Annotated in this window: 18 protein-coding genes and 4 pseudogenes; 12 read left to right on the top strand and 10 right to left on the bottom strand. The window is 62.5% G+C overall.

Annotated elements, in window-relative coordinates:
* The first annotated feature begins 16 nt into the window (after window positions 1-16).
* From AC5WJ1_RS14635 to AC5WJ1_RS14620, 4 genes are all read left to right on the top strand, one after another.
* Window positions 17-1,672 carry a sigma-54-dependent transcriptional regulator gene (locus AC5WJ1_RS14635; RefSeq protein ID WP_494476188.1) on the top strand — a complete coding sequence of 552 codons (1,656 nt, stop codon included), beginning with the start codon at window positions 17-19 and terminating at the stop codon, window positions 1,670-1,672.
* Window positions 1,669-2,289, top strand: a complete 621-nt coding sequence (gene ampD, locus AC5WJ1_RS14630) for a 1,6-anhydro-N-acetylmuramyl-L-alanine amidase AmpD (RefSeq protein ID WP_135705963.1) — start codon at window positions 1,669-1,671, stop codon at window positions 2,287-2,289. The genes AC5WJ1_RS14635 and ampD overlap by 4 nt, the downstream gene beginning before the upstream one ends.
* A gap of 516 nt (window positions 2,290-2,805) precedes the next feature.
* The gene (locus AC5WJ1_RS14625; protein WP_494476187.1) at window positions 2,806-5,742 is read left to right on the top strand and encodes a ribonucleoside-diphosphate reductase subunit alpha; all 2,937 of its coding nucleotides are present in this window, start codon (window positions 2,806-2,808) and stop codon (window positions 5,740-5,742) included.
* Window positions 5,743-5,879: 137 nt separating this feature from the next.
* Window positions 5,880-7,067: a ribonucleotide-diphosphate reductase subunit beta gene (locus tag AC5WJ1_RS14620; RefSeq protein WP_116318196.1), complete on the top strand. Its 1,188-nt coding sequence runs from the start codon at window positions 5,880-5,882 to the stop codon at window positions 7,065-7,067.
* A gap of 239 nt (window positions 7,068-7,306) precedes the next feature.
* Here AC5WJ1_RS14620 and AC5WJ1_RS14615 read toward each other — a convergent pair whose 3' ends face one another.
* Genes AC5WJ1_RS14615 through AC5WJ1_RS14605 form a run of 3 tightly spaced genes read right to left on the bottom strand, consistent with a single transcriptional unit; the run spans window position 7,307 to window position 9,740 of the window.
* On the bottom strand, window positions 7,307-8,155 hold the full coding sequence (locus tag AC5WJ1_RS14615) for an SDR family oxidoreductase (RefSeq protein ID WP_135705961.1): 849 nt from the start codon (window positions 8,153-8,155) through the stop codon (window positions 7,307-7,309).
* 41 nt (window positions 8,156-8,196) lie between these two features.
* Window positions 8,197-8,958, bottom strand: coding sequence for an SDR family NAD(P)-dependent oxidoreductase (locus tag AC5WJ1_RS14610; RefSeq protein ID WP_135705960.1), 762 nt, complete (start codon window positions 8,956-8,958; stop codon window positions 8,197-8,199).
* 41 nt (window positions 8,959-8,999) lie between these two features.
* Window positions 9,000-9,740 carry an SDR family oxidoreductase gene (locus AC5WJ1_RS14605; protein WP_167884598.1) on the bottom strand — a complete coding sequence of 247 codons (741 nt, stop codon included), beginning with the start codon at window positions 9,738-9,740 and terminating at the stop codon, window positions 9,000-9,002.
* A gap of 282 nt (window positions 9,741-10,022) precedes the next feature.
* On the opposite strand from AC5WJ1_RS14605, the gene AC5WJ1_RS14600 reads away from it, so the two are divergent.
* Window positions 10,023-10,916, top strand: coding sequence for an AraC family transcriptional regulator (locus AC5WJ1_RS14600; protein ID WP_149137637.1), 894 nt, complete (start codon window positions 10,023-10,025; stop codon window positions 10,914-10,916).
* Between the two features lie 7 nt (window positions 10,917-10,923).
* On the opposite strand, the gene AC5WJ1_RS14595 is transcribed toward AC5WJ1_RS14600, so the two are convergent.
* The 3 genes from AC5WJ1_RS14595 to AC5WJ1_RS14585 are packed head-to-tail and all read right to left on the bottom strand — an operon-like array spanning window position 10,924 to window position 12,731.
* Window positions 10,924-11,850: an NADP-dependent oxidoreductase gene (locus AC5WJ1_RS14595; RefSeq protein WP_494476186.1), complete on the bottom strand. Its 927-nt coding sequence runs from the start codon at window positions 11,848-11,850 to the stop codon at window positions 10,924-10,926.
* Window positions 11,850-12,278, bottom strand: a complete 429-nt coding sequence (locus AC5WJ1_RS14590) for a nuclear transport factor 2 family protein (protein WP_135705958.1) — start codon at window positions 12,276-12,278, stop codon at window positions 11,850-11,852. Before AC5WJ1_RS14590 ends, AC5WJ1_RS14595 begins: the two co-directional genes overlap by 1 nt.
* A 21-nt stretch (window positions 12,279-12,299) precedes the next feature.
* Window positions 12,300-12,731, bottom strand: coding sequence for a DoxX family protein (locus AC5WJ1_RS14585; protein WP_135705957.1), 432 nt, complete (start codon window positions 12,729-12,731; stop codon window positions 12,300-12,302).
* Between the two features lie 101 nt (window positions 12,732-12,832).
* On the opposite strand from AC5WJ1_RS14585, the gene AC5WJ1_RS14580 reads away from it, so the two are divergent.
* The gene (locus AC5WJ1_RS14580) at window positions 12,833-13,735 is read left to right on the top strand and encodes a LysR family transcriptional regulator (RefSeq protein WP_135705956.1); all 903 of its coding nucleotides are present in this window, start codon (window positions 12,833-12,835) and stop codon (window positions 13,733-13,735) included.
* A gap of 126 nt (window positions 13,736-13,861) precedes the next feature.
* On the opposite strand, the gene AC5WJ1_RS14575 is transcribed toward AC5WJ1_RS14580, so the two are convergent.
* From AC5WJ1_RS14575 to AC5WJ1_RS14565, 3 genes are all read right to left on the bottom strand, one after another.
* A complete protein-coding gene (locus AC5WJ1_RS14575) occupies window positions 13,862-14,077 on the bottom strand; it encodes a SymE family type I addiction module toxin (protein ID WP_135705955.1) in 216 nt (71 codons plus the stop codon).
* A 317-nt stretch (window positions 14,078-14,394) separates the two neighbouring features.
* Complete coding sequence (locus AC5WJ1_RS14570) at window positions 14,395-15,918, bottom strand: M81 family metallopeptidase (RefSeq protein WP_494476185.1); 1,524 nt, start codon at window positions 15,916-15,918, stop codon at window positions 14,395-14,397.
* Between the two features lie 34 nt (window positions 15,919-15,952).
* Window positions 15,953-16,273, bottom strand: coding sequence for a hypothetical protein (locus AC5WJ1_RS14565; RefSeq protein ID WP_205751638.1), 321 nt, complete (start codon window positions 16,271-16,273; stop codon window positions 15,953-15,955).
* A gap of 22 nt (window positions 16,274-16,295) precedes the next feature.
* On the opposite strand from AC5WJ1_RS14565, the pseudogene AC5WJ1_RS14560 reads away from it, so the two are divergent.
* A pseudogene (locus tag AC5WJ1_RS14560) lies at window positions 16,296-17,512 on the top strand (RNA-guided endonuclease InsQ/TnpB family protein).
* A gap of 49 nt (window positions 17,513-17,561) precedes the next feature.
* Here AC5WJ1_RS14560 and AC5WJ1_RS14555 read toward each other — a convergent pair.
* Window positions 17,562-17,900 (bottom strand): annotated as a pseudogene (locus AC5WJ1_RS14555) (D-serine ammonia-lyase); the annotation flags it as partial.
* 16 nt (window positions 17,901-17,916) lie between these two features.
* On the opposite strand from AC5WJ1_RS14555, the gene AC5WJ1_RS14550 reads away from it, so the two are divergent.
* The 5 genes and pseudogenes from AC5WJ1_RS14550 (at window position 17,917) to AC5WJ1_RS14530 (ending at window position 22,790) form a co-directional block, all read left to right on the top strand.
* Complete coding sequence (locus tag AC5WJ1_RS14550; protein ID WP_240745900.1) at window positions 17,917-18,120, top strand: hypothetical protein; 204 nt, start codon at window positions 17,917-17,919, stop codon at window positions 18,118-18,120.
* A 654-nt stretch (window positions 18,121-18,774) separates the two neighbouring features.
* Window positions 18,775-19,215 (top strand): annotated as a pseudogene (locus tag AC5WJ1_RS14545) (dihydrodipicolinate synthase family protein); the annotation flags it as partial.
* 121 nt (window positions 19,216-19,336) lie between these two features.
* Window positions 19,337-20,602, top strand: a complete 1,266-nt coding sequence (locus tag AC5WJ1_RS14540) for an IS256 family transposase (protein ID WP_022540107.1) — start codon at window positions 19,337-19,339, stop codon at window positions 20,600-20,602.
* Between the two features lie 47 nt (window positions 20,603-20,649).
* A pseudogene (locus tag AC5WJ1_RS14535) lies at window positions 20,650-21,111 on the top strand (dihydrodipicolinate synthase family protein); the annotation flags it as partial.
* Between the two features lie 513 nt (window positions 21,112-21,624).
* Window positions 21,625-22,790 (top strand): IS3 family transposase gene (locus tag AC5WJ1_RS14530; protein ID WP_494476184.1). Its coding sequence is split into 2 segments (ribosomal slippage): window positions 21,625-21,889 and window positions 21,889-22,790, totalling 1,167 coding nucleotides; the frame shifts between segments, so codons are not numbered across the junction.
* Window positions 22,791-22,941: the final 151 nt, after the last annotated feature.

Genomic DNA, 22,941 nt, shown 5'->3' with positions numbered 1-22,941 from the left:
ATCCACACCCGCCACCATGCCACCCCGTACGCCCGATCCCATCCTCGTCATCGACGACGAGGCCGACCTGCGCGAGCTGCTCGACATCTCCATCCGGCGCATGGGCCATGACGTGGTGCTGGCCGGCTCGCTGGCCGAGGCGCGGCAGAAGCTGGCGCAGGGCCGCTACAGCCTGGTGCTGACCGACATGCGGCTGGGCGATGGCCTGGGCATCGAGATCGTGCGGCAGCTGTCGGCCGCGCCCGAGCGCATCCCGGTGGCGGTCATCACCGCCTACGGCAGCGCCGACAACGCGGTCGAGGCGCTCAAGGCCGGCGCCTTCGACTACATCGCCAAGCCGGTCTCGCTGGAGCAGCTGCGCAGCCTGGTGCTCAACGCGCTCGGCCGCCAGCAGCGCGACAGCACCGAAGCCGATGCCGGCGGCAGCGCCGGCGCGGATGCCGCCGCCGATCGCGCTGCGGCATTGCTGCCCGGCCATTCGGCCGCCATGCACGAGGTGCGCCGCTCGCTGTCGCGGCTGGCGCGCAGCATGGCCCCGGTGGTCATCAGCGGCGAATCGGGCAGCGGCAAGGAGCGCGCCGCGCGCGCCATCCACGCGATCAGCGCGCGCGCCTCGCATCCGTTCATCGCGGTCAACTGCGGCGCCATCCCCGAGACGCTGATGGAGTCGGAGTTCTTCGGCCACGTCAAAGGCGCCTTCACCGGCGCCGACGGCGAGCGCGGCGGCTTCTTCCACGCCGCCAACGGCGGCACGCTGCTGCTCGACGAGGTGGCCGACCTGCCGCTGGCCATGCAGGTCAAGCTGCTGCGCGCGCTGCAGGAGCGCCGCGTGCGCAAGATCGGCGCCAGCCGCGAAGACGCCGTCGACGTCCGCGTGATGTGTGCCAGCCACAAGGACCTGGCCGCGATGGTCGCCGCCGGCCAGTTCCGCCAGGACTTGTACTACCGCCTGAACGTGCTGGCGCTGCGCATGCCCACGCTGCGCGAGCGCGGCGAAGACATCCCGGTGCTGGCGCGCGCCATCCTGGACCACCTGGCAATGCGCTACGGCGACCCGCATCCCAAGCGGCTGGCGCCGGCGGCGCTGGAACAGCTGGCCGCCTACCGCTTCCCGGGCAACGTCCGCGAACTGGAAAACCTGCTCGAGCGTGCCTACGCCTTTGCCGAGAGCGAGCAGATCGAGGTGGCCGACCTCGGCCCGCTGGATGCCGGCGCGCCCGGCGCCGGGCTGATGGCCCCCGCGCCCACGATGGCGTCACCGGTCCCTGCGACCCAGTACGCCCCCTGGGGCGCGCCGGGCATGTGGGCGCCGATGCCGCCCGCGGCGACACCCACGCCCGCAGCCGTGGCCGAACCTGCTGCCGCGCCACAGGTTGCCGCACCGCCCGCCACCCAGCCCGAACCCGAGGGCGACGCCACCGAGCGCGCCTGCCGCGGCATCGTCTTCCCAATCGACCTGCCGGCCCGGCTCGAAGCCGTGGAGCGCGAACTGATTTTGCAGGCACTGGCGCAGACCAACTTCAACCGCACCGCTGCCGCGCCGCTGCTCGGCCTGAACCTGCGCCAGCTGCGCTACCGCATCCAGCAGCTTGGCATCCGCGAAGCCATGGACGCCGCTGACCGCGGCGTGGCCGAGAACAACGGCGACGGCGCGGGCGAGGGCACGCCATGACGAGGCCCAGCCAGCCCAATCTGCCTGCACAGGTGCGTGCCTTCCTCCCAGACGCAGACGGCTGGGTACCCGCCGCCCGCCGCGTGCCGTCGCCCAATTTCGACGAACGGCCCACCGGCATGCCCGTGGACCTGGTGGTGCTGCACAACATCAGCCTGCCGCCCGGCCAGTTCGGCAGCGGCGACATCGAAGCGTTCTTCCAGAACCGGCTCGACCCGGACAAGCACCCGTTCTTCGCCACCATCCACCAGGTCCAGGTGTCCGCGCACTTCCTGGTGACGCGGCAGGGCGAGCTGGTGCAGTTCGTGCCGTGCACGCAGCGGGCCTGGCATGCCGGCCAGTCCGACTTCTTCGGCCGCACGCGCTGCAACGACTTCTCGATCGGCATCGAGATCGAGGGTTGCGACGACCTGCCGTTCACCCCCGCCCAGTACGACACCGTGGCCGCCCTGGTCCCGGCCCTGATGGCGGCCTACCCGGTGCGCGCGATTGCCGGCCACAGCGACATCGCCCCGGGGCGCAAGACCGATCCCGGCCCGCATTTCGACTGGGACCGCTTCGCCGCCGGTGCAGCAGTGCCGCCAGGCATGTTGCCCTATCGGCATACCACGGGGTGATGAATTCGTAACGTCATTCCCCATGGTCGTGCGCCTCTTTTTGGCACACATGCCCCAGGCAGGTTAGGGGCTATCGCATGCTCGCAACAATCAAAAAAATTTTTGTGAAATGTGCAGTTGCGAACGGTTTCGCTGAAACCCTTGTGTGTACTAGGCTCCCGGGCATGTGGCGCTGCCGCACGCGGCGGCCCGACCGCGAAACGACCCCGAAATAACGGTTGTCAAGACTGGTCATTCGGATTCGTTTCACTATACTTAGCCAAGTTTTCAGCAGTACCCACTATATCTAGTAGTCAAACCGGGGAGCTGGCCCAAGTGTGAGGTGCCGGTTGCACAGCGAGTGCAACCCGTCCGGAAACCTCCGCAAAGCTAGCGAATCACAAAGAGTCCCTGGCGAAATGTTCACGCAAAGGCAGTTTGTCCGTGCGCGGTCACACCGAAACGGATCCTTCTTTCCGCCGCATTTCGCCAGGGACTCTTTTGTCTCTTAAATCCAGGGTAAAAACAGGACTTCACATGCAAACGGCCCAGAACGAACTCACCACGGGTGGCGCCGCCGCCGGCGTTGCCAGCCAGGCACCGAACGCACAGACCTCCAGCGCCGCTTCCACCAGCTACCCGGATCACAAGATCATCCGTCGCAACGGCGCCGTGGTGGCGTTCGAGCCGTCCAAGATCAACGTCGCCATGACCAAGGCCTTCCTCGCCGTCAACGGCGGGCAGGGTGCAGCTTCCGCGCGCGTGCGCGAGATCGTCGAGCAACTGACCGACAGCGTGGTGCGCGCGCTGGTGCGTAGCCGCCCGAGCGGTGGCGCCATCCATATCGAAGACGTGCAGGACCACGTCGAGCTGGCCCTGATGCGCTCGGGCGAGCATGAAGTGGCCCGCGCCTACGTGCTGTACCGCGAGAAGCGCGCCCAGGAGCGCGCCAGCGCCAGCGCCCAGGCCGTGGCCCGCGTGCAGCAGTCCGGCATCCAGATCAATGTGACAGACGCCGGCGTGACCAAGCCGCTGGACATCGTCGCGCTGCACGCCCTGATCGACAACGCCTGCTCCGGTTTGGGCGATGCGGTCAGCGCCGAGCCGATCCTGAAGGAAACCCTGAAGAACCTGTACGAAGGCGTGCCGATGACGCAGGTGTACGACTCCGCCATCCTGGCTGCGCGTACCCTGATCGAAAAGGACCCCAACTACAGCCAGGTCACCGCCCGTATCCTGCTGCACACCATCCGCAAGGAAATCCTGGGCGCCGAAGTGACCCAGACGGAGATGTCGGCCCGCTACGTCGAGTACTTCCCCAAGTTCATCGCCCGCGGCATCGAAGCCGAGCTGCTGGACGAAAAGCTGGCCACCTATGACCTGGCCCGCCTGGGCGCCGCGCTCGACGCCGGCCGCGACTTCCAGTTCAACTACCTGGGCCTGCAGACCCTGTACGACCGCTACTTCCTGCATATCGATGAAACCCGCATCGAAATGCCGCAGGCCTTCTTCATGCGCGTGGCCATGGGCCTGGCGCTGAACGAGAAGGACCGCGAAGCGCGCGCCATCGAGTTCTACCAGCTGCTGTCGTCGTTCGACTTCATGTCGTCCACGCCGACCCTGTTCAACTCCGGCACCCGCCGCTCGCAGCTGTCGTCGTGCTACCTGACCACCGTGTCGGACGACCTGGAAGGCATCTACGAAGCGCTGAAGGAAAACGCGCTGCTGTCCAAGTTCGCCGGCGGCCTGGGCAATGACTGGACCAACGTGCGCGCACTCGGCTCGCACATCAAGGGCACCAACGGCAAGTCGCAAGGCGTGGTCCCGTTCCTGAAGGTAGTGAACGACACCGCTGTCGCCGTGAACCAGGGCGGCAAGCGCAAGGGCGCCGTCTGCGCCTACCTGGAAACGTGGCACCTGGACATCGAAGAATTCCTGGAGCTGCGCAAGAACACCGGCGACGACCGCCGCCGCACCCACGACATGAACACGGCCAACTGGATCCCGGATCTGTTCATGAAGCGCGTGATGGAAGGCGGCGAGTGGACCCTGTTCTCGCCCGCCACCTGCCCGGACCTGCACGACAAGGTCGGCAAGGAATTCGAAAAGGCCTACCTGGGCTATGAAGCCAAGGCCGCCAGCGGCGAACTGAAGCTGTTCAAGAAGCTGCCGGCGCTGCAACTGTGGCGCAAGATGCTGGGCATGCTGTTCGAGACCGGCCACCCGTGGATCACCTTCAAGGATCCTTGCAACATCCGCAGCCCGCAGCAGCACGTCGGCGTCGTCCACAGCTCCAACCTGTGCACGGAAATCACGCTGAACACCAACGACAGCGAAATCGCCGTCTGCAACCTGGGCTCGGTCAACCTGGTGGCCCACCTGGCCAAGCAGGCCGACGGCTCGTACGCGCTCGACCACGCCAAGCTGCAGAAGACCATCCGCACCGCCATGCGGATGCTGGATAACGTCATCGACATCAACTACTACGCTGTCGAGAAGGCGCGCAATTCCAACCTGCGCCATCGTCCGGTCGGCATGGGCATCATGGGCTTCCAGGACTGCCTGCACGTGCTGCGCACGCCGTACGCAAGCAAGGCCGCGGTGCAGTTCGCCGACACCTCGATGGAAGCGGTGTGCTACTACGCCTACCAGGCTTCGACCGAGCTGGCCGAAGAGCGCGGCCGCTACAGCACCTACGAAGGCTCGCTGTGGGACCGTGGCATCCTGCCGCAAGATTCGCTCAAGCTGCTGGCCGAAGAGCGCGGCGGCTACCTGGAAGTGGACCTGTCCAGCACCATGGACTGGGACAGCCTGCGCGCCCGCATCAAGCAGCACGGCATGCGCAACTCGAACTGCATCGCGATCGCCCCGACCGCGACCATTTCGAACATCATCGGCGTGTCCGCTTGCATCGAGCCGACCTTCCAGAACCTGTACGTCAAGTCCAACCTGTCGGGCGAGTTCACCGTGGTCAATGACTACCTGGTGCGCGACCTGAAGGAACGCGGCCTGTGGGACGAGGTGATGGTTGCCGACCTGAAGTACTTCGACGGCTCGCTGTCGCGCATCGACCGCATTCCGCAAGACCTGCGCGACATCTACGCCACCGCGTTTGAAGTCGAGCCGACCTGGCTGGTGGAAGCCGCCAGCCGCCGCCAGAAGTGGATCGACCAGGCCCAGTCGCTGAACATCTACATGGCCGGCGCGTCGGGCAAGAAGCTGGACGACACCTACAAGCTGGCATGGGTGCGCGGCCTGAAGACCACGTACTACCTGCGCACCATGGCTGCCACGCACGTGGAGAAGTCCACCGTGTCGCGCGGCTCGCTGAACGCGGTGTCGTCGGGCAGCGACAGCGGCTCGGCCCTGGACGCAGCGGCCGCCTCGGCCCCGACCATGCCGGAAGCCGAAGGCGCGGTCTGCACGATGCGCCCGGGCGACCCCGGCTTCGAAGAGTGCGAAGCCTGCCAGTAAGTCTTACCTAGCCCTCGGTTCCTCCCCTCTCCCGCAAGCGGGAGAGGGGCCGGGGGAGAGGGCCGGCGCCACCACGAAGTGCAAAGTCAAAAACACTGAAACCGCCGCCCCCAAACCGAATCACGGAGAACCACATCATGCTGAGCTGGGACGACGACGTTCAAGCCACCCCGCAGGCCGCACCGCAGCCTGCCCTGCAACCCGCTGCATCGGCTGCCACCGCTGACCAGCAAGGCGTCCTGCCGTCGAGCGCCACGCAAGCCGGCATCCTGGGCAACAACCCCAACGCCGCCGCCGCGCAAAGCAACCGCCGCGTCAACGCCGCCGACAAGCGCGTGATCAACGGCTCGACCGACGTCAACCAGCTCGTCCCGTTCAAGTACAAGTGGGCGTGGGAAAAGTATCTGGCCGGCTGCGCCAACCACTGGATGCCGCAGGAAATCAACATGTCCCGCGACATCGCCACGTGGAAAGACCCCAACGGCCTGACCGAAGACGAGCGCCGCATCATCAAGCGCAACCTCGGCTTCTTCGTCACTGCCGACTCGCTGGCCGCCAACAACATCGTGCTGGGCACCTACCGCCAGATCACCGCGCCGGAATGCCGCCAGTACCTGCTGCGCCAGGCCTTTGAAGAGGCCATCCACACGCACGCCTACCAGTACATCGTTGAATCGCTGGGCCTGAACGAAGCCGAGATCTTCAACGCGTACCACGAAGTGCAGTCGATCCGCGACAAGGACGAGTTCCTGATCCCGTTCATCGACACGCTGACCGACCCGTCGTTCAAGACCGGCACGCCGGAAAACGACCAGAAGCTGCTGAAGTCGCTGATCGTGTTCGCCTGCATCATGGAAGGGCTGTTCTTCTATGTGGGCTTCACGCAGATCCTGGCGATGGGGCGGCAGAACAAGATGACTGGGGCTGCGGAGCAGTATCAGTACATCCTGCGGGATGAGTCGCTGCACTGCAATTTTGGTATCGACCTGATCAATCAGATCAAGCTGGAGAATCCGCATCTTTGGACGGCGGAGTTCAAGGCTGAGATTACGGAGCTGTTCAAGAAGGCGGTGGATCTGGAGTATCGCTATGCGGAAGACACGATGCCGCGTGGGGTGCTTGGTTTGAATGCGCCGATGTTCAAGTCGTATCTGCGGTTTATCTGCAATCGTCGTTGCCAGCAAATTGGTCTTGATCAGCTGTTCCCGAACGAGGAGAACCCGTTCCCGTGGATGAGCGAGATGATTGATCTGAAGAAGGAACGCAACTTCTTCGAGACGCGCGTCATTGAGTATCAGACGGGTGGGGCGTTGAGCTGGGATTGAGTTTTTTTGCTTTGATGATGAGAAATGGGAGCTGATGGCTCCCATTTTTTATGGACCTACCAAGACAAAAGGTGGCTGCAATCGGCCAGTTTGAGACATATCCCTACGCTCTTCGAATGTCCCATCTTGGCCAAAGCTGCCATTATGGGGCCTGAGTGGATACATTCTCAAAGCCCACGTTGTGTCGTAGGCCTTATAGGAAAAGAGTCCCGGCAAAGCCGGGACCCCCTCACTATCGATCAGTCTGCAAAGTCGGTAGCCTCGGACGAGCCCCTCCAGGTGTCGAGATCCTTTGCAACAGCGTTAGCTTTCGCAGCCGCAAGTTCATTGGCGATCTTGCCGGCGAACAGATGCAACGGCGCCGATTCGACCGCAGCGGCCTGCATGATCAGCAGGGCGAGCTTGTCAGGATCGCCGGCCTGATGGCCATGTAGAGTGTCGAGATGCAGGTCCAGCGAAGCCTTGGCCTCCGAGTAGTCGTCGATCTGTCGCTTGGCCACTGCGAGCGCACCGTTCGACAGAAAGTCCGTGCGCACAGGCCCCGGATAGACCACAGTGGCTCGGATACCCAGTTCCGCGACTTCCGCCGCCAGGGATTCCGTCAAGCCTGACAGTGCGAACTTGCTCGCGACGTAGCTGCCCCAGCCCGCATACCCGCCCTGGTAGCCCACGATGGAGGAGATGTTGATGATGTGCCCGCTGCGCTGGCGACGAAGCTGCGGCAGCGCATGGCGCAGTACAGCCATCGGTGCGAAGAAGTTGACCTCGAAATTGCCGCGCAGTTCGTCGTCGGACAGTGCCTCGACCGTGCCTTGCTGGGCATAGCCGGCATTGTTGACGACCACGTCGATCACGCCGAACCATTGCACTGTCTTCTCGACGGCCGCCTGGACACTGCGGTCGCTGGTCAGGTCAACTTCCAAAGGTAGAAAGCGGTCGGATGCGCCACCAAATGTCTCCGTCAGCGATGCGGCTATGCGGGACGTTGCCGCTACCCGGTGGCCTTGCTCCAGCAGGTGGGCAACGAGTTTCTGACCGACGCCCTTCGACGCGCCTGTGATGAACCATGTACGGGATGCTTGTTTCATGATGCAAATTCCTTCAGATAAATATGCGGTCAAGACGTTGATCAAGGCAGGGCCACGCTCATGCCACCGTCGGCCATGACCACGGCGCCGACGATAAAGCTGGCCTTTTCCGATGCGAGGAAGGCGATTACCTCGGCGATTTCCTTGGGCTGTGCCGCGCGGCGGATCGGTGCCTTCTTGCCATGCTCTGCGAGGAACGCCTGGCCGTCGGCATGGATGTGGTTGGTAATGTTGGTAATGACATCGCCGGAGCCCACCGCATTGACGCGAATGCCGTGTTCGATGGCTTCCAGCGAAAGGGCCCGCGTCAACTGCGCCAGCGCGCCCTTCGACGCCGCATAGGCCGCAATCAACGGAAAAGCCTGATAGCAGGCGTAGGACCCCACGTTGACGATGGCGCCTGTCTTTGCCGGCAGCATGGCGCGCATGGCTTCCCGCGAGAATAGGAAAGCGCCCGTGGCATTGACGGCCTGAATGCCATTCCAGTCTTCCAGCGACATGTCCACCAGTGGCTTGTTGATGATGACCGCCGCGTTGTTGACGAGGATGTCGAGCTTGCCAAACCGGTCGATTGCCGTGGCAACGGCCTGTACGGCACTTTCCTCGCGCGCCACGTCGGCGACGATGGGAACGATGCCAGGTCGCGCCAGTGCTTCCACGTTGCTGCTGCGGCCAACGGCAATCACATTCGCGCCTTCGGCGTGAAGCAGTTCGGTCGTGGCCAGGCCGATGCCACTGGCTGCACCGGTAACGATGGCGACCTTGCCTGCAAAGGCGCCGCCTGCCGTGTTTCGTGATGTCATGATGTTCTCCTGATTGATTTGGGTTCCGCGTGCTGCCTGGATCAGAACGGGCTGGCGGTGGGCCGTACGACGATCTCGCTGACGTCGACTTCGGCGGGCTGCTCCACCGCGTATGCAATGGCGCGAGCGATGGCGTCGGGCGTAATGGCGATGCGACGGAACTCCTGCATCGCGCTACGCGCGGTGTCGTCAGAGATCGAATCGGCCAGCTCGGACTCCACGACGCCGGGGCAGATCACCGTCACGCGGATCTTGTCGGTCTCCTGGCGCAGCCCGTCGGAGATGGCACGCACGGCGAACTTGGTCGCGCAGTAGACCGCGGCAGTGGGCGACACGGAGAGTCCACCAATCGAGGAAATATTGATGATCTGGCCGAGCCCTTGCGCCTCCATCGTCGGCAGCACGGCGGCAATGCCATGCAGCACCCCACGAATGTTCACGTCGATCATCCGGTTCCATTCGCTGACCTTCAGGGCGTTGAGGGGCGAAAGCGGCATCACGCCCGCGTTATTGATGAGGACGTCGATGCGGCCGAAGGCATCGAGCGCGAAGCGGGCGAATGCCGCCACGTCATCGGCCGACGTCACGTCGAGCTCGCGGTAACGAACCACGCCGCCGGAGGCTTCGATCGATGCCGCCAACTCGGCGAGCCGGTCGGTCCGGCGTGCACCGATCACGAGCCGGTGTCCTTGCGCGGCGAGCAGGCGAGCGGCGCCCTCGCCGATGCCGCTGCTGGCGCCGGTGATCAGAATAACTTTCGATTCGTTGGTGGCGATTGCCATGTTGCATACTCCTATTGTTGGTTCGGATCTGACCGCAGGGTTCAGCGCTTGATGCGGCGCGCTCTGCAGTCACGTTTCGGCCTTCAATGAAGCGGTATGGTTCGTCGGCCGGTGAATGAATGATAGGGATGACCTGCCTGCAGGCGAATACACGGACCGATGCCGTTATTGCCTATTCCTATTGATCTGGCTGGTACGGTGTGCAAGACGCGGCTAGAATGGCGCTGCAGGCAAACAACAGGAGGCTTTGTGTCCAAGGTCCGCTCCCCCGCTTCCGTCAAGATGATTCGTTTGATCGAGAAACTGGCGCCCAACGAGGGCTACACGCAGTCGACGCTCGACAGCGTGCGGCTGATGCGTTCGGATCGGCCCCTTGGGCGCACACCGGTGCTGTACGAGCCAAGCATCGTGATCGTGTGCCAGGGCCGCAAGCTTGGCTTTCTGGGCAATGAGGTCTATGTCTACGACGCGCAGCACTATCTTGTACTGTCGGTACCGCTGCCGTTTTCCACGGAAACCCAGGCTTCGCCAGAGGAACCCATGCTGGCGGTGTCCATCCGTCTGGACCTCCTCGAACTCAGCGAACTGATCACGCAGATCGGTGCAGCAGGAGATCTGCCTGAAGAGCCACCCAACGGCATGGTGTCTACGGAGCTGGACGAGAATCTGGCCGGTACAACCGTCAGGTTGCTGGAGGCATTGACCGTGCCGATGGATGCCCGGATTCTGGGTCCGGGCCTGGTGCGGGAAATCTGCTACCGCGTGTTGACGGGGGCACAGGGAGGCGCGATGCGTGCCGCCCTCGCTCACCACGGGCGCTTCGGCCGCGTCGCGAGAGCGCTGAAGCGCATCCACGCGGATTATGCGGCGCCCCTGAACGTGTCACGCCTGGCTGAAGAGGCTGGCATGAGCGTGCCAGCGTTTCACGCCAACTTCCGCACGGTGACCCAGACGTCGCCAATCCAGTACATCAAGTCCACCCGCCTTCATCAAGCGCGCCTGATGATGATTCGCGACGGGGTCACCGCTGCGGCAGCAGCGGGGCGGGTCGGCTACGAGAGCACTTCGCAGTTCAGCAGGGAGTTCAAGCGGCTTTTCGGGCGAACGCCGGTTGAGGAGGCACGCGACATGCGCGAGTCTTTCACCCTGTCACCGGCGGTTCGCTTTGGCGCCTAGGCGCACTCTACTGGGCCACGGCCACAACGACCTTGCCTTTCACGTGGCCGCCCTTGCTGTGGTCGAGCGCCTGGCTAACGTCTGAGAGCACAAAGACCGAATCGATCTGGGTACGCAGATCGCCCGATGCATGGAGCGTAGCCAGTTTCTCGAGCTGGGGCGCGTCGCTACGCGTAGCGAAATGTCTGCCGGTCGCCTGCGTTCCTTTGGCTCGAGCTGCGTCGGGCCTTGCCACCGTCGACACCAGGGTGCCGCCCGGCTTCAGCACCGACCATGAACGCTCCTGAGTTTCACCGCCAATCAGGTCGAGGACGAGGTCCAATCCCGAGACCCGCGCGGCGAAATCCTCGGTGCGGTAGTCAATAAAGGCATCGGCGCCGAGGCTTGCTACATATTCGCGGCTCTGGGCTGAACCGGTGCCGATGACGTGGGCGCCGGCCAACTTGGCAAGCTGCACGGCCGCAGTGCCTACGCCGCCTGCGGCCCCGTGGATTAGGACCGACTGCCCGGCTTGCAAGCCCCCATGCTCGTGGAGCGCCTGCCATGCCGTCAGCGTTGCAGCGGGAATCGCCGCGGCTTCCGCGAAAGCCAAGGACGCAGGCTTGCGCGCCAGGCGGGTGGCCTCCACGACGGCGCGCGTGGCGAAAGCCCCGACAATCCCGATGAATCCCATCACTTCATCGCCCGGCTTCAGTCTTGTGACGTTGCGCCCCACGGCGATGACGGTCCCTGCAGCATCAACCCCAGGGGTGAAAGGCAACGGCAGTGGAATAAACGCCCGCATGGCGCCACTGACGATCTTCCAGTCAATCGGATTCACCGATGCCGCGGCAATGTCGATCAAGACTTCGTTGTCGCCCGGTACGGGGTCGTCCGCCTCGACCAGCGTCATGCCGCTGGGGCTGCCGTAGCCAGTTACTTGGATGGCTTTCATCAGATGCTCCTGGAGGCGACGCCCACTACAGGCGCGTCAAGGGCAAGGGCTGCCTGAACCGGGTCGAAATACTCGCGCAGATGCACGATGCGACCGTCGCGGGCTGTCAGAAACACGACATACTCCTGGCGGTAGGTACGGCCGGTCGCCGCGATCAGGCCCTCCCCACGCACCCGAGCAATCGCCTGCTGCGGATCGTCCGTCGCAGTCACGATGGCATCGGAGAAGCGAAAGTTCCTGACCGCCCCCACGAACCAGCTCGCATGCCGCAGCACAGATTCACGTCCTTCGAGTTTCAGCGGATGACCCAGGCTGGGTGCGTACGGCAGATCCCAGACGATGCTGTCGGCGATTAGTTCCTGCCATTGCTCCGGCTTGTCGACTAGGAACTGGAGATGTTGCTCCAGAAGCGTTGTGGCAATGCTCATGATGTCTTCTCCTGCGATGTGTCAGGCGGCAACGCGCTTGGCCGGCGCGCGACGGTTGTCCAGACTGAAGGCGCCGGGGCCGAACGCCACTACCTGCAGGAGACCACCGGCCATCGCCAGGTTTTTCAGGAAATGGAACATCTGATTCTGGTCAGCGAGCGCGTGGTGAAAGATCAGCGCGGTCACGACAGCGTAGGCAGCAAGCAGGAGAGCCACCACGCGCGTCTTGTAGCCAATGACCAGGAGTGCGGCGCTCGCCAGTTCCAGCACCAGTGCGCCAATCAGTCCGAGCGCTGGCGCGGGCAGACCCAGCGATCCGATATAGGCCATCGTTGCGCCAGGTGCCATCAGCTTGCCGAAGCCGCTGATGAAAAAGATGACCGCGATGAGGGTGCGGCCAACGGCGGGGATGGCGGAGTTTTCGTTCAGCGAGGTGTTCAGGTTCGAGTTCATAGTGTTCATCCTTTCAAAGAGTGGATGAACGAAGATTAGAGACTTGACAACCATCAAGGTAGCCTATATTTCTAGATGCAATCCATCTACTCCATAGATATATGCTCGATGCCGTCTCGCTGGACCAGCTTCGCACCTTCATCGCTGCCGCCGACGAAGGCAGTTTCTCCGCCGCAGGCCGCAAACTCCGGCGAGCGCAATCCGTGGTCAGCCATACGCTGGCCAACTTAGAGAGTCAGATCGGCGTGCAGCTCTTCGATCGGGCGGGCCGTTATCCAAAGCTGACGGACGAAGGATCGGCCTTACTTGCGCAGGCGCGGCTGGTGGTGGGTGGCATGGACGGGTTTAAGGCGAAGGCGCGGACAATTTCCGACGGACTCGAGCCCGAGCTCTCTGTCGTGGTGGACGTCATGTATCCAATGACATCACTGACAGACGCCGTCGGTGCATTTCGAAGCGAGTTTCCGCACACACCATTACGCCTTTACGTCGAAGCGCTGGGTGCTGTCATGCAGCCGGTACTCGCCCAGACATGCCGGCTCGGAATCAGCGGCTCGATGCCATCGGTCCCAGAAATTCTCGATGCCGAGAAATTGCTGGATGTGCCAATGATTACGGTCTCTGCCTCGTCCCATCCCCTGGCATCAACGAATCGGATCCTAGGGCCGGTGGATCTCAAGGAGCACGTCCAACTCGTGCTGACGGACCGCACGACCCTCACAGAGGGCACCACTTTCGGCGTTTTCTCTCCACAGATATGGCGCCTTGCCGATCTAGGAGCCAAGCACGCATTCTTGCGCGCTGGCTTTGGATGGGGCCATATGCCGGTGGCAATGGTTCAGGATGACCTGGACAGCGGCAAGCTAGTGCCCCTGCGACTCGAAGCGTTCCAGCCACATACGCCGCCCATCGCCATGTTTGCAGTCTTTAGGAAGGACACACCGCCCGGGCCTGCTGGAAGGTGGTTTCTCAAGCGCCTCAGAGACGCAGGCGACACCCACTAACGAGCATCACTGCGGGGAGGCTATGTCTCCTAGTCATCCGTTGCCAGCCAGACGCAGTAACGACATGACGGACCAAGATGGGTCGGTAGGTGCCGTCGCCGGCGCCCACCGGATTGACTGTCTACGTTACTCCACCCAAATAACTATCCGCTTATGCTGAACTCTAACCTTCAGGGATTGGCCGACGCTGAATCCAGCCCGCTCCAACCAAAGACCTCGCAAGCGAATCCAAGGGATCGTCCGCAGACCAGTGAAGTTATTGCTGTTACTTGGAACAGCCGGGAATTGAGTCCGACTAATCTTGATAGTCCGTACGTGCGTGCCAGTGGATTTGATTTTCATGGCGGCTCCTGAGAGGATGACCGCAAGCTGTCCGGGTGCGGTAAGGCCGCTGCGAGAGTGTGTTCATCACTTGACGATGAAATAGGCTACGCATGACCGTTGCCGCTGGCAATCTCCTATAAGGGCACGTCAGGCACCACGATGGCCCGGCGATCGGCTAGGAGGCCAAGACGTCAAAGATCCCTCGGAAGAATTACGCGAAGGAGGCTGGGCACATGCTCCCCACGCGCGTGGGCCTGTTCATCGGGATAGCCGCTGCGGCCGCCGCGATTGCGCACGGGGCACCCAACTCGTTTGATGACGTAGTCTCGCTTCCGTCATGCGACATCGGCACCGCCATCGAAGCGCACCTCATCCGACAAGGGCCAAAACGCCCCAGCGAGCCTTTCACGCGGAAACGACGCAATCGCAGCTGTACTCAAGCCCTCACTGTCGACAGAAATGATCTGCTTAGCCACCGTCCGATATCCAGCACGGAAGTGGTTGGCCCCCTTGATCGCAACGAGCTTGTACCCAGTGACATCCAGCCCATGCAGCACAAACGGCTCGACATCAAAGATCTGCTCGGCACGCGAAGCCACGATGACATCGACACCGTTGATGATGAGGCGACACATCACCCCCAGGTCGAAGCGAACACCTTCGAACATCGATCCAGGGCGATTCACGAAGCGCCCGTCCGTGATGCATTTCACATAGGCATCGGCCTCAATGGGCGCGCCCTGGAAGCGGCCTTGCTTGCCACCCAGTGAGACCCTGATCGTGACGCCGACACCCGCGCGCTGTGCTTGTGCAACCACGGCAGCATCATTGATCGACGCGAAACAGCACGCGCCGGCGGGCGGATTGGCGTCCAGTAACGCGCGAAGCAGATGCGTGCCGTCTCCGGGTGTGCCGCCGCCCGGGTTGTCTGCGTACTCGTTGACAACGACAGGCCCCTCTGCCGCCGACAGGGCAAGGGCGACGCCCTGTGCGGGGGCCGGAAATGTCGGACGGAACGCCTCGCGATGCGACCAGATCCATTGCGCGACTTCGTCGACGCAACGCTGCGCAAGCGCGGCGTCTCCGCTTGTGGTGCACACGACCGCCGGGCAGGGGGCCGCGATATCCGCGTAGGGGAAACCATGGAACCACGAGCAGTCGATGACGCCGGGCTGTGCGGCCAGCTTCCGGCAAACGTCGTTGACTTCCGCTGGGATGAACCCGTCTTGTGTCGTCACGATGTACGGCAGCATCGGCAGGCGTCGCATTGCGGTGACCGGTGTGAGCCCGCCCCGAATCATCTCAAGCAGCAGCTCGACGGCTTCGACGGCCCGGTCATGGAAGTCGGTATGCGGATACAGCTTGCACGGCAACGTCAGGTCGCAAGCGTCGCGCATCGCGTCCGTCATGTTGCCGTGCAAATCGTAGACCGCGGCAATCGGGACACCCGGCCCGACCAGCGCACGAACGGCAAGCGCCAGGTCGCCTTCGACGTCTTCAGTGCCGTCGGCGACACCGGCGCCATGCAGGGCCAGCAGCACGCCGTCAACCGGCAGCGCAGCGCGAATGCCTTCGAGGATGTCTTGCTTCATGGCGGCATACGCGCCGGCTTCGATCGTGCCCGAGGGCGTCGCCTGCCCGACATAGGTGGGAATGAGCGTGGCGCCGGTCCTGCGCGCGCCTTCGATAAAGCCGCCCACCTGATGATTCGATTTGTCGAACGCCGCCAGGATTTCGTTGCCCCGATACTGCTCGAACACGCGCAGCGGCGTCATGCCCGCGAACTCGGCGGCGTACGTGTTGGTCTCGTGGAGGAGTCCGGCAACGGCCAGGCGGACGGGCAATTGGTCTGAAGTCACGGGAATGCCTCCGGGAGCTATGTGTTGCGCGCGATCAGCGATTGACCTTCTTTGGATCAAAGCTTAGGGCGATCAGGGCGCTGGAGACAAGCGCGGCGGCGATGATGAAGATGGCAGGCGCGGTGCTGTGGTACGTGTCGCGGATCCAGCCGATCAGGTGCGGGCTGACGAAGCCGCCAAGGTTCGCCAGGCTGTTGATCGGAATGCGCGTCAAACCTCGTCCTTCAGGGCGAGGAAGGATAGCGCGGACGCCACAGGCGTCCATTTCAGCGGTTAGTGTGGCGTCTTCTAGATCAAATGCACGCGCATCAGAAAGACGCAATGCCTGCCGTGCCGAATGCGATTTCTCTCTCATTGGCCAACTTTATAATGGGCCGATGCAACGACTTCAAGCCTTCAAATACGAACTGAAGCCGACCGGCGAACAGCAGCGCGACATGCGCCGCTTTTCCGGATCGTGCCGATTCGTCTACAACAAGGCGCTGGCGTTGCAGAAGGGAAACTACGAGGCCGGCGGCAACTTCATCGGCTATGTCGCCATGGCAAAGCACCTGACGGGATGGCGCAACGGGCCGGAGACACCGTGGCTCAAGGACTCTCCCGTTCATCCGCTGCAGCATGCGCTCAAGGACTGGAGCGAGCCTACAAGAACTTCTTCGCCAAACGGGCCGCGTTCCCGCGCTTCAAGAAGAAGGGGCAACGCGACAGCTTCCGCTACCCGGACCCGAAACAGATCAAGCTGGATCAGGCCAACAGTCGTATCTTCCTGCCCAAACTTGGATGGCTGCACTAACGAAACAGCCGGAATGTGCAGGGCGAGGTGCGCAACGCTACAGTATCCATGAGCGCGGGCAAGTGGTTCGTCTCGATCCAGACGCAACGTGAGGTCGAGCAGCCCGTGCCTCAGGGCACCAGCGCCGTCGGCATCGATGTTGGCGTGACACGCTTTGCGACACTCAGCGACGGCAGCTACCTTGCACCGCTCAATAGTTTCAAGCGGCACGAAGCTCGGCTGGGCCGAGCGCAGCGGACGATGAGCCGCAAACAGAAATTCAGCAGCAACTGGAAGAAGGCGAAAGCCCGCGTCCAGCGCATTCTCGCCCGCATCGGCAATGCCCGCCGCGATTACCTGCACAAAGCCACGACCACGATCAGCCAAAACCACGCGATGGTGTGTATCGAGGACTTGCAGGTGAGGAGCATGTCCAGGTCGGCAGCGGGCAGTGCCGAGAAGCCGGGCAAGAACATTCGGGCCAAGTCCGGCCTGAACAAAGCGATTCTGGATCAGGGCTGGTTCGAATTCCGCCGCCAGTTGGAATACAAGCTGGTATGGAACGGCGGCTGGCTTGTCGCAGTGCCGCCCGAGAACACGAGCCGGACGTGTCCGGCGTGCGGTTGCGTAAGCGCGGACAACAGGCTTACGCAAGCTCGGTTCGCCTGCATCGAATGCGGTTTCGAGGAAAACGCCGACGTGGTCGGCGCGATCAACGTTTTGGCGCGGGGACACCGCGTTGCAGCCTGTGGAGAGCCGGTGCAGTTAGGCCGCTCTGCGAAACAGGAACCCACCGAAGTGGCTGCGCAGCTCACCGCGTAGCGCCGTAGGAATCCCCTTCCATTCCGCCGACAAGCGGCGACCGAAGGTCGAGGGAGAGGAGGATGTCAACGTCGGGGACGGTGAACACGCCGGCGAGTTGGGAACCCATCAACGGGCTGACCAGATGCGATGCCTGGCCGACGGCGAGGCCATCGGCGTCGGTCCGGTTATCCAGGCCGATGTGGTAGACGGATACGGGAGCTTGCGCACCTGAGGCCAACTGCACCAGTACGCACGGCGAGGCCACGGGCTCGGCGAAGAAGCAGTGCACATGTTCGCCGAACAGTGCCTTGAGACCGTAAGTGATACCACCCGGTGCGCCGCCGACACCGCAGGGCAGATAGACGAAGAGCGGATGCGCGGCATCCACGACGCGGCCGGCTTCGGACGCGGAAGACATTGACGTGGCAGTTCGCTACGACCCCGTCCGCTACAGACAGTTGCACGCTGACGTTTTGCTGGATGAGTACCTGATTCCTGTGGCCACGCCCGAGTACCTCGCCCGGCATTCTGGGTTATCTGATGGCGCTTCGCTCGACGGCGTCGTGTTGCTGCATGACGCATCTCCATGGGTCGGCGCAGCCGAGTTCGTGGAATGGCGGACGTAGCTTGAGGCCTTTCATCCGGCATGGATTGCGCAGCTGGAGGGGCCGCAATTCAATCTGTCGAGCCTTGCCATCAGCGCGGCGCTGAACCACCAAGGGGGTGGCGATGGGGCGCACGGCCCTGGTCTATGACGGGATCAGGAGCGGACGGCTGGTGAATGTCTTCGGCAAGCACGTACGCGCGCCGGCGCGCTACATGCTGCATTCTCGTAATCCTGAGGATCGGCGCACGACCATTTTCTCTACGTGGCTTAAGGCCGAGTGTGCGCGCTTTGATGCTGCGCGAATGGAGTTGTTTTCGCTGGATGCCGTACCGCGAAGAGCCGGGTTGGGGGCGTTGATTCGATAGCCCCTTGGAGGAGAGCCCTTCCAAGCCAGGCTTGACGAGATTGCGGAGAAGCGGATAGATTGACGCAACCATGAGCCGCCGCCCCGCCTCCCTCTCTCTTGATCTCACTGCGAACCAGCCGCAGTGGGGCGCGCGCGCCAAATTCAAAAAACAGTCGCTCATCTGACCGGAGCGCGCTGTTCCGTCAGTTGAGCGACGGAACAGCATCAATGTAAAAGACGGTCTGCCAATCCCCCTTACTGTCTTGAGCGCATCTTGCTCCGTCGCTTGCCTGTGCGGTTTCCGAATCGGTCGATCCGGAGCATGCAATGCAAGAAGTGGAATATCTCTATCGTGGTATCTGGCTACCCCTGGTCACTCCTTTTCGCAACCATGAGGTTGATCACGTCGCGCTGCGGCGGCTAGTGGCCTATTACCGCTGCAGCGGCCTGGCGGGATTGGTGGTGTGCGGCAGCACCGGCGAAGCCGCCGCGCTCGATGAGGCGGAACAGTTGGCGGTGCTGGATACCGTGCTGGCCGAGGTCGGGGAGTTGCCGGTCATGATGGGCCTGGCTGGCAACAATCTCCGGCATGTGCTTGGCCGTCTGGACAGGATTGGCGAACGTCCGCTGGCGGGGGTGCTGGCGCCTGCACCGTACTACATAAGACCGTCGCAGGAAGGATTGAAGGGGTATTTTCGCGAGCTGGCCGACAGATCTCGGGCACCCTTGGTGCTTTATGACATCCCCTACCGAACCGGTGTGACGCTGAGGAGCTAAAGTCGAAACTGGTGTACGGGCGGGGAATTTGAGGCGCGGAGTAGAGGGCGGTGGAGCTTTCCGCTGAGAATCTGATTGTCGAGATCGGAAACCAGCACAAGAAAGGTCCACCATGAGCAAGGATAAAGGGAAAGAAGCAGTCGGTCTATCGGAAATCGGGCTTGGGCTCGAGGAGCTGATCAGGCGCGGGGCTCGGCGGGTCATCCAGGAGGCGATTGAAGTGGAGCTGGCAGAGCTGCTTGAGCAGTTCAGTAACGTCAAGACGTTGAGCGGGCAGCGCGCCGTGGTTCGCAATGGCTACCTCCCGGAGCGCGAGGTGCTGACGGGGGCCGGCCCGATTGCCGTGAAGGTGCCCAAGGTGCGCGATCGGTCCGGGTCTGGCGTGAAGTTCAACTCGGCGATCGTGCCGCCGTATGTGAGGAAGTCGCCGCGGGTGAGTGCAGCGCTGCCCTGGCTGTATCTGAAGGGAGTATCGACAGGCGACATGAGCGAGGCGTTGTCGGTGCTGCTTGGTGAGGATGCCAAAGGGCTATCGGCCAACGTGGTGAGCCGATTGAAGGCGCAGTGGGCAGACGAGCATGCGAGCTGGAATCAGCGTGATCTGTCGGCGGCGCGCCATGTGTATTGGTGGGTGGACGGCATCCACACGGGTCTGCGTAGCGAGGGATCGGACGGGCAATGCCTGCTGGTCATCATCGGCGTTACGCCAGACGGCAGGAAGGAGCGCGTGGCGATCGGTGACGGCTATCGGGAATCGAAGGCATCGTGGGTGGAAGTACTGTTGGACCTGAAATCCCGCGGCCTGCAGGCTGGCCCGCTGGCGGCGGTCGGCGATGGCGCCATGGGATTCTGGGCTGCCCTGGAGGAGGTGTTCCCGGCCACGCGCGCCCAGCGTTGCTGGTTCCACAAGATGGGCAATGTCCTGAACGCCTTGCCCAAGTCCCAGCACGGCCGCGCCAAGGCAGATCTGCAGGCGATTTGGATGGCGGCCACCAGGGCAGATGCCTATGCTGCCTTCGATCGCTTTGCGACGATCTACGGCGCCAAGTACCCCAAGGCCACCGGCGTGCTCACCAAGGACCGAGACAGCCTGCTGACCTTCTACGACTTCCCGGCCGAGCACTGGCAGCACATCCGCACGACCAACGCGATTGAGTCGACCTTCGCGACCGTGCGTCACCGCACGACGCGCACGCGCAATTGCGTGTCACGAGCGACTTTCCTTGGCCTGGCCTTCAAGCTGATCGAGGAAGCCGAGAAAACATGGCGCCGCATCAAAGGTGCCGAACACATCGAACTGCTCTTGAAGGGCGTCCCCTTCAAGGACGGTGCCCCGGCGCAAGACAATCCGCCGGTTCAGCAGAAACTCGCCGCCTGACGACCGGCCACGATCAACCTTCATACACCAGATTTGACTTTATCTCGACGCTGAGCGCCGAAACGCTGCTCTCGTTGGCAAGCCACGGCAATATTCGAGGAATCAAGGACTGCGGCGGCAATGCTGAAACCACGCAAGCGTTAATCGCCGATGGCCGCCTGGCAGTTCTCGCGGGAGAGGATAACCAACTGCTTGCCACGCTATGCATGGGCGGGCAGGGCGCGATCGTTGCGTCAGCGCACATTCGGCCTGATCTCTTTTCGGAGCTGTGGCGCGCTGTGGATGACCAGCGCCTGAGCGTTGCCCGCGAGCTTTTCCATGCCCTGATGCCGCTGATTCGGCTGATGTTTGCAGAACCTAACCCTGGACCGGTCAAGGCATTACTGGCCAGGCAAGGCTTGCTGTCTGAGGAACTGCGTTTGCCAATGATGCCGGCTTCAACAGCGCTCGCCGAGCAATTGGCAATTGTTTGTGATGCCTTGGACGCGGTACACGCGAATGCGTTGTAACTGAGCAGGTTAGATGTGGGCGTACGGTCGCCCGTATGCCTTCATAAGCGCAGCCCGGAGATATTCGGCGCAACACTGGACTATGGCCGCCGTGCTCAATCGACGGCGCTTCCTTAGCCATTGACTCCCGCCATCTTGCGACATCGGCACCGCCATCGACCCGCACCTCATCCGACGAAGGCCAGAATTCTCCAACGAGCCTTTCACGCGGGAAACGACGCAATTGCAGCCGTACTCAAGGCATCTGCTTCGATCGAAGCAACAGGAAGCGGCCTTGCTTGCCGCCAAGTGACACCCTGATGGTGGCACCGACACCTGCGCGCTGTGCTTGTGCAACCTAAATTCTGATACGAATTCATTTCATTCAGATTCGGAACCGTCCTATGGCGGGGCGGGCGCCCCTAGTGGAAGCATGGCTGTGTCGAATTGGGTCGTTGAATGTTGTGAGGTAGCCTGATCGAGGCGGACACGCTTGGTCCTTAGATTAAGATCGTGGATCAGGAGTGTGCACAGATGAGCAAGGCAAGACAGACGTACGGGGAAGAGTTTCAGGCAGAGGCCGTGAGACTGGTGCTGGAACAGGGACTGACGCTGCAGTCGGCCGCGCAGCGTCTGGGGATTCCGAAGGGCACGTTGACGAATTGGGTGTCGAAAGCCAAGGCGCCTGGAACAGCAGCGGCACCAGGGGGCGTGACAGTGGCAGAGTTGGCGGCGGAGAATGCGAGGCTGCGCAAGGAGCTGGCCGAGGCGAGGCTGGAGCGCGATATTGTAAAAAAAGCCGCGGCGTACTTCGCCAGGGAATCACTGCCCGGTACGCGTTCGTGAGTCAATGGCGAGAAGTGTATCCGGTGAAGTTGATGTGCCGGGTATTGGAGGTCTCGCGCAGTGGCTACTACGACTGGACACACAGACCTTACGGGCTCAGTCCGGAACAGGAGCGGCTGCGTCTGGCGATCCGGGCAGCCCACAAGCGCACGCGTCAGACGTACGGTACGCGGCGCCTGCAGCGCGAGCTGGCTGGCGATGGATTCGTGGTCGGCCGTGATCGGCTGGCCAGATTGCGCAACGAGATGGGGATTCGGTGTCGGCAAAAGCGTCGATTCGTAGCGACAACTCGCTCGGCTCATAATCTGCCAGTGGCGCCCAACCTACTGGAGCAGAAATTTGAAGCCGACAGGCCAAATGCCGCGTGGGTGACAGACATCACGTATATCGCGACCGATGAGGGTTGGTTGTACCTGGCAGGAATCAAGGACCTGTACACGTGCGAGATCGTGGGCTACGCGATGGGGCCCAGAATGACACAGGAATTGGTGGGCGAGGCGCTGTTCCGGGCGGTGCGCAGCAAGCGGCCACGGCCCGGCCTGATTCATCATTCAGACCGGGGCAGCCAATACTGTGCTCACGGCTATCGCAGGTTGCTAGCGCAGTTCGGCATGCTGGCTTCGATGTCACGCAAGGGAAACTGCTACGACAATGCGCCCATGGAAAGCTTCTGGGGCAGCCTGAAAGCAGAGTTGGTGTACCACCATCGGTATGCCACCCGGCTGGAAGCCATGGCCTCTGTCCGTGAGTACATTGAGATTTTTTACAATCGCCAACGGCGCCATTCGAAGTTGGGGTACCGAACGCCAGGCGAAGTCGCTGCAAGCTACCTCAGTCGACTAGCTGCAGCATGAACCAGACGTGTCCGCGCTGGACAGAACACCTCATTGGTCCGATTCGCTCATCCTTTTCCCTCTAAGGAATGCTAAACCTTGCGTAGCGCTGTCCACAGCGGCCCACCCTTGCGGACACATCCCCACACTACGCCGGACCTATGTATTCTGG

It is taken from the genome of Cupriavidus sp. MEYA8, assembly GCF_059278825.1.
The sequence above is the reverse complement of the archived record's forward strand: the minus strand, read 5'-3'. Positions and strand labels throughout refer to the sequence as shown.

Coding starts and splice junctions, on each gene's coding strand:
- AC5WJ1_RS14635 (WP_494476188.1), top strand. CDS start 17: ATGCCACCCCGTACGCCCGATCCCATCCTCGTCATCGACGACGAGGCC.
- ampD (WP_135705963.1), top strand. CDS start 1,669: ATGACGAGGCCCAGCCAGCCCAATCTGCCTGCACAGGTGCGTGCCTTC.
- AC5WJ1_RS14625 (WP_494476187.1), top strand. CDS start 2,806: ATGCAAACGGCCCAGAACGAACTCACCACGGGTGGCGCCGCCGCCGGC.
- AC5WJ1_RS14620 (WP_116318196.1), top strand. CDS start 5,880: ATGCTGAGCTGGGACGACGACGTTCAAGCCACCCCGCAGGCCGCACCG.
- AC5WJ1_RS14615 (WP_135705961.1), bottom strand. CDS start 8,155: ATGAAACAAGCATCCCGTACATGGTTCATCACAGGCGCGTCGAAGGGC.
- AC5WJ1_RS14610 (WP_135705960.1), bottom strand. CDS start 8,958: ATGACATCACGAAACACGGCAGGCGGCGCCTTTGCAGGCAAGGTCGCC.
- AC5WJ1_RS14605 (WP_167884598.1), bottom strand. CDS start 9,740: ATGGCAATCGCCACCAACGAATCGAAAGTTATTCTGATCACCGGCGCC.
- AC5WJ1_RS14600 (WP_149137637.1), top strand. CDS start 10,023: ATGATTCGTTTGATCGAGAAACTGGCGCCCAACGAGGGCTACACGCAG.
- AC5WJ1_RS14595 (WP_494476186.1), bottom strand. CDS start 11,850: ATGAAAGCCATCCAAGTAACTGGCTACGGCAGCCCCAGCGGCATGACG.
- AC5WJ1_RS14590 (WP_135705958.1), bottom strand. CDS start 12,278: ATGAGCATTGCCACAACGCTTCTGGAGCAACATCTCCAGTTCCTAGTC.
- AC5WJ1_RS14585 (WP_135705957.1), bottom strand. CDS start 12,731: ATGAACTCGAACCTGAACACCTCGCTGAACGAAAACTCCGCCATCCCC.
- AC5WJ1_RS14580 (WP_135705956.1), top strand. CDS start 12,833: ATGCTCGATGCCGTCTCGCTGGACCAGCTTCGCACCTTCATCGCTGCC.
- AC5WJ1_RS14575 (WP_135705955.1), bottom strand. CDS start 14,077: ATGAAAATCAAATCCACTGGCACGCACGTACGGACTATCAAGATTAGT.
- AC5WJ1_RS14565 (WP_205751638.1), bottom strand. CDS start 16,273: ATGAGAGAGAAATCGCATTCGGCACGGCAGGCATTGCGTCTTTCTGAT.
- AC5WJ1_RS14540 (WP_022540107.1), top strand. CDS start 19,337: ATGAGCAAGGATAAAGGGAAAGAAGCAGTCGGTCTATCGGAAATCGGG.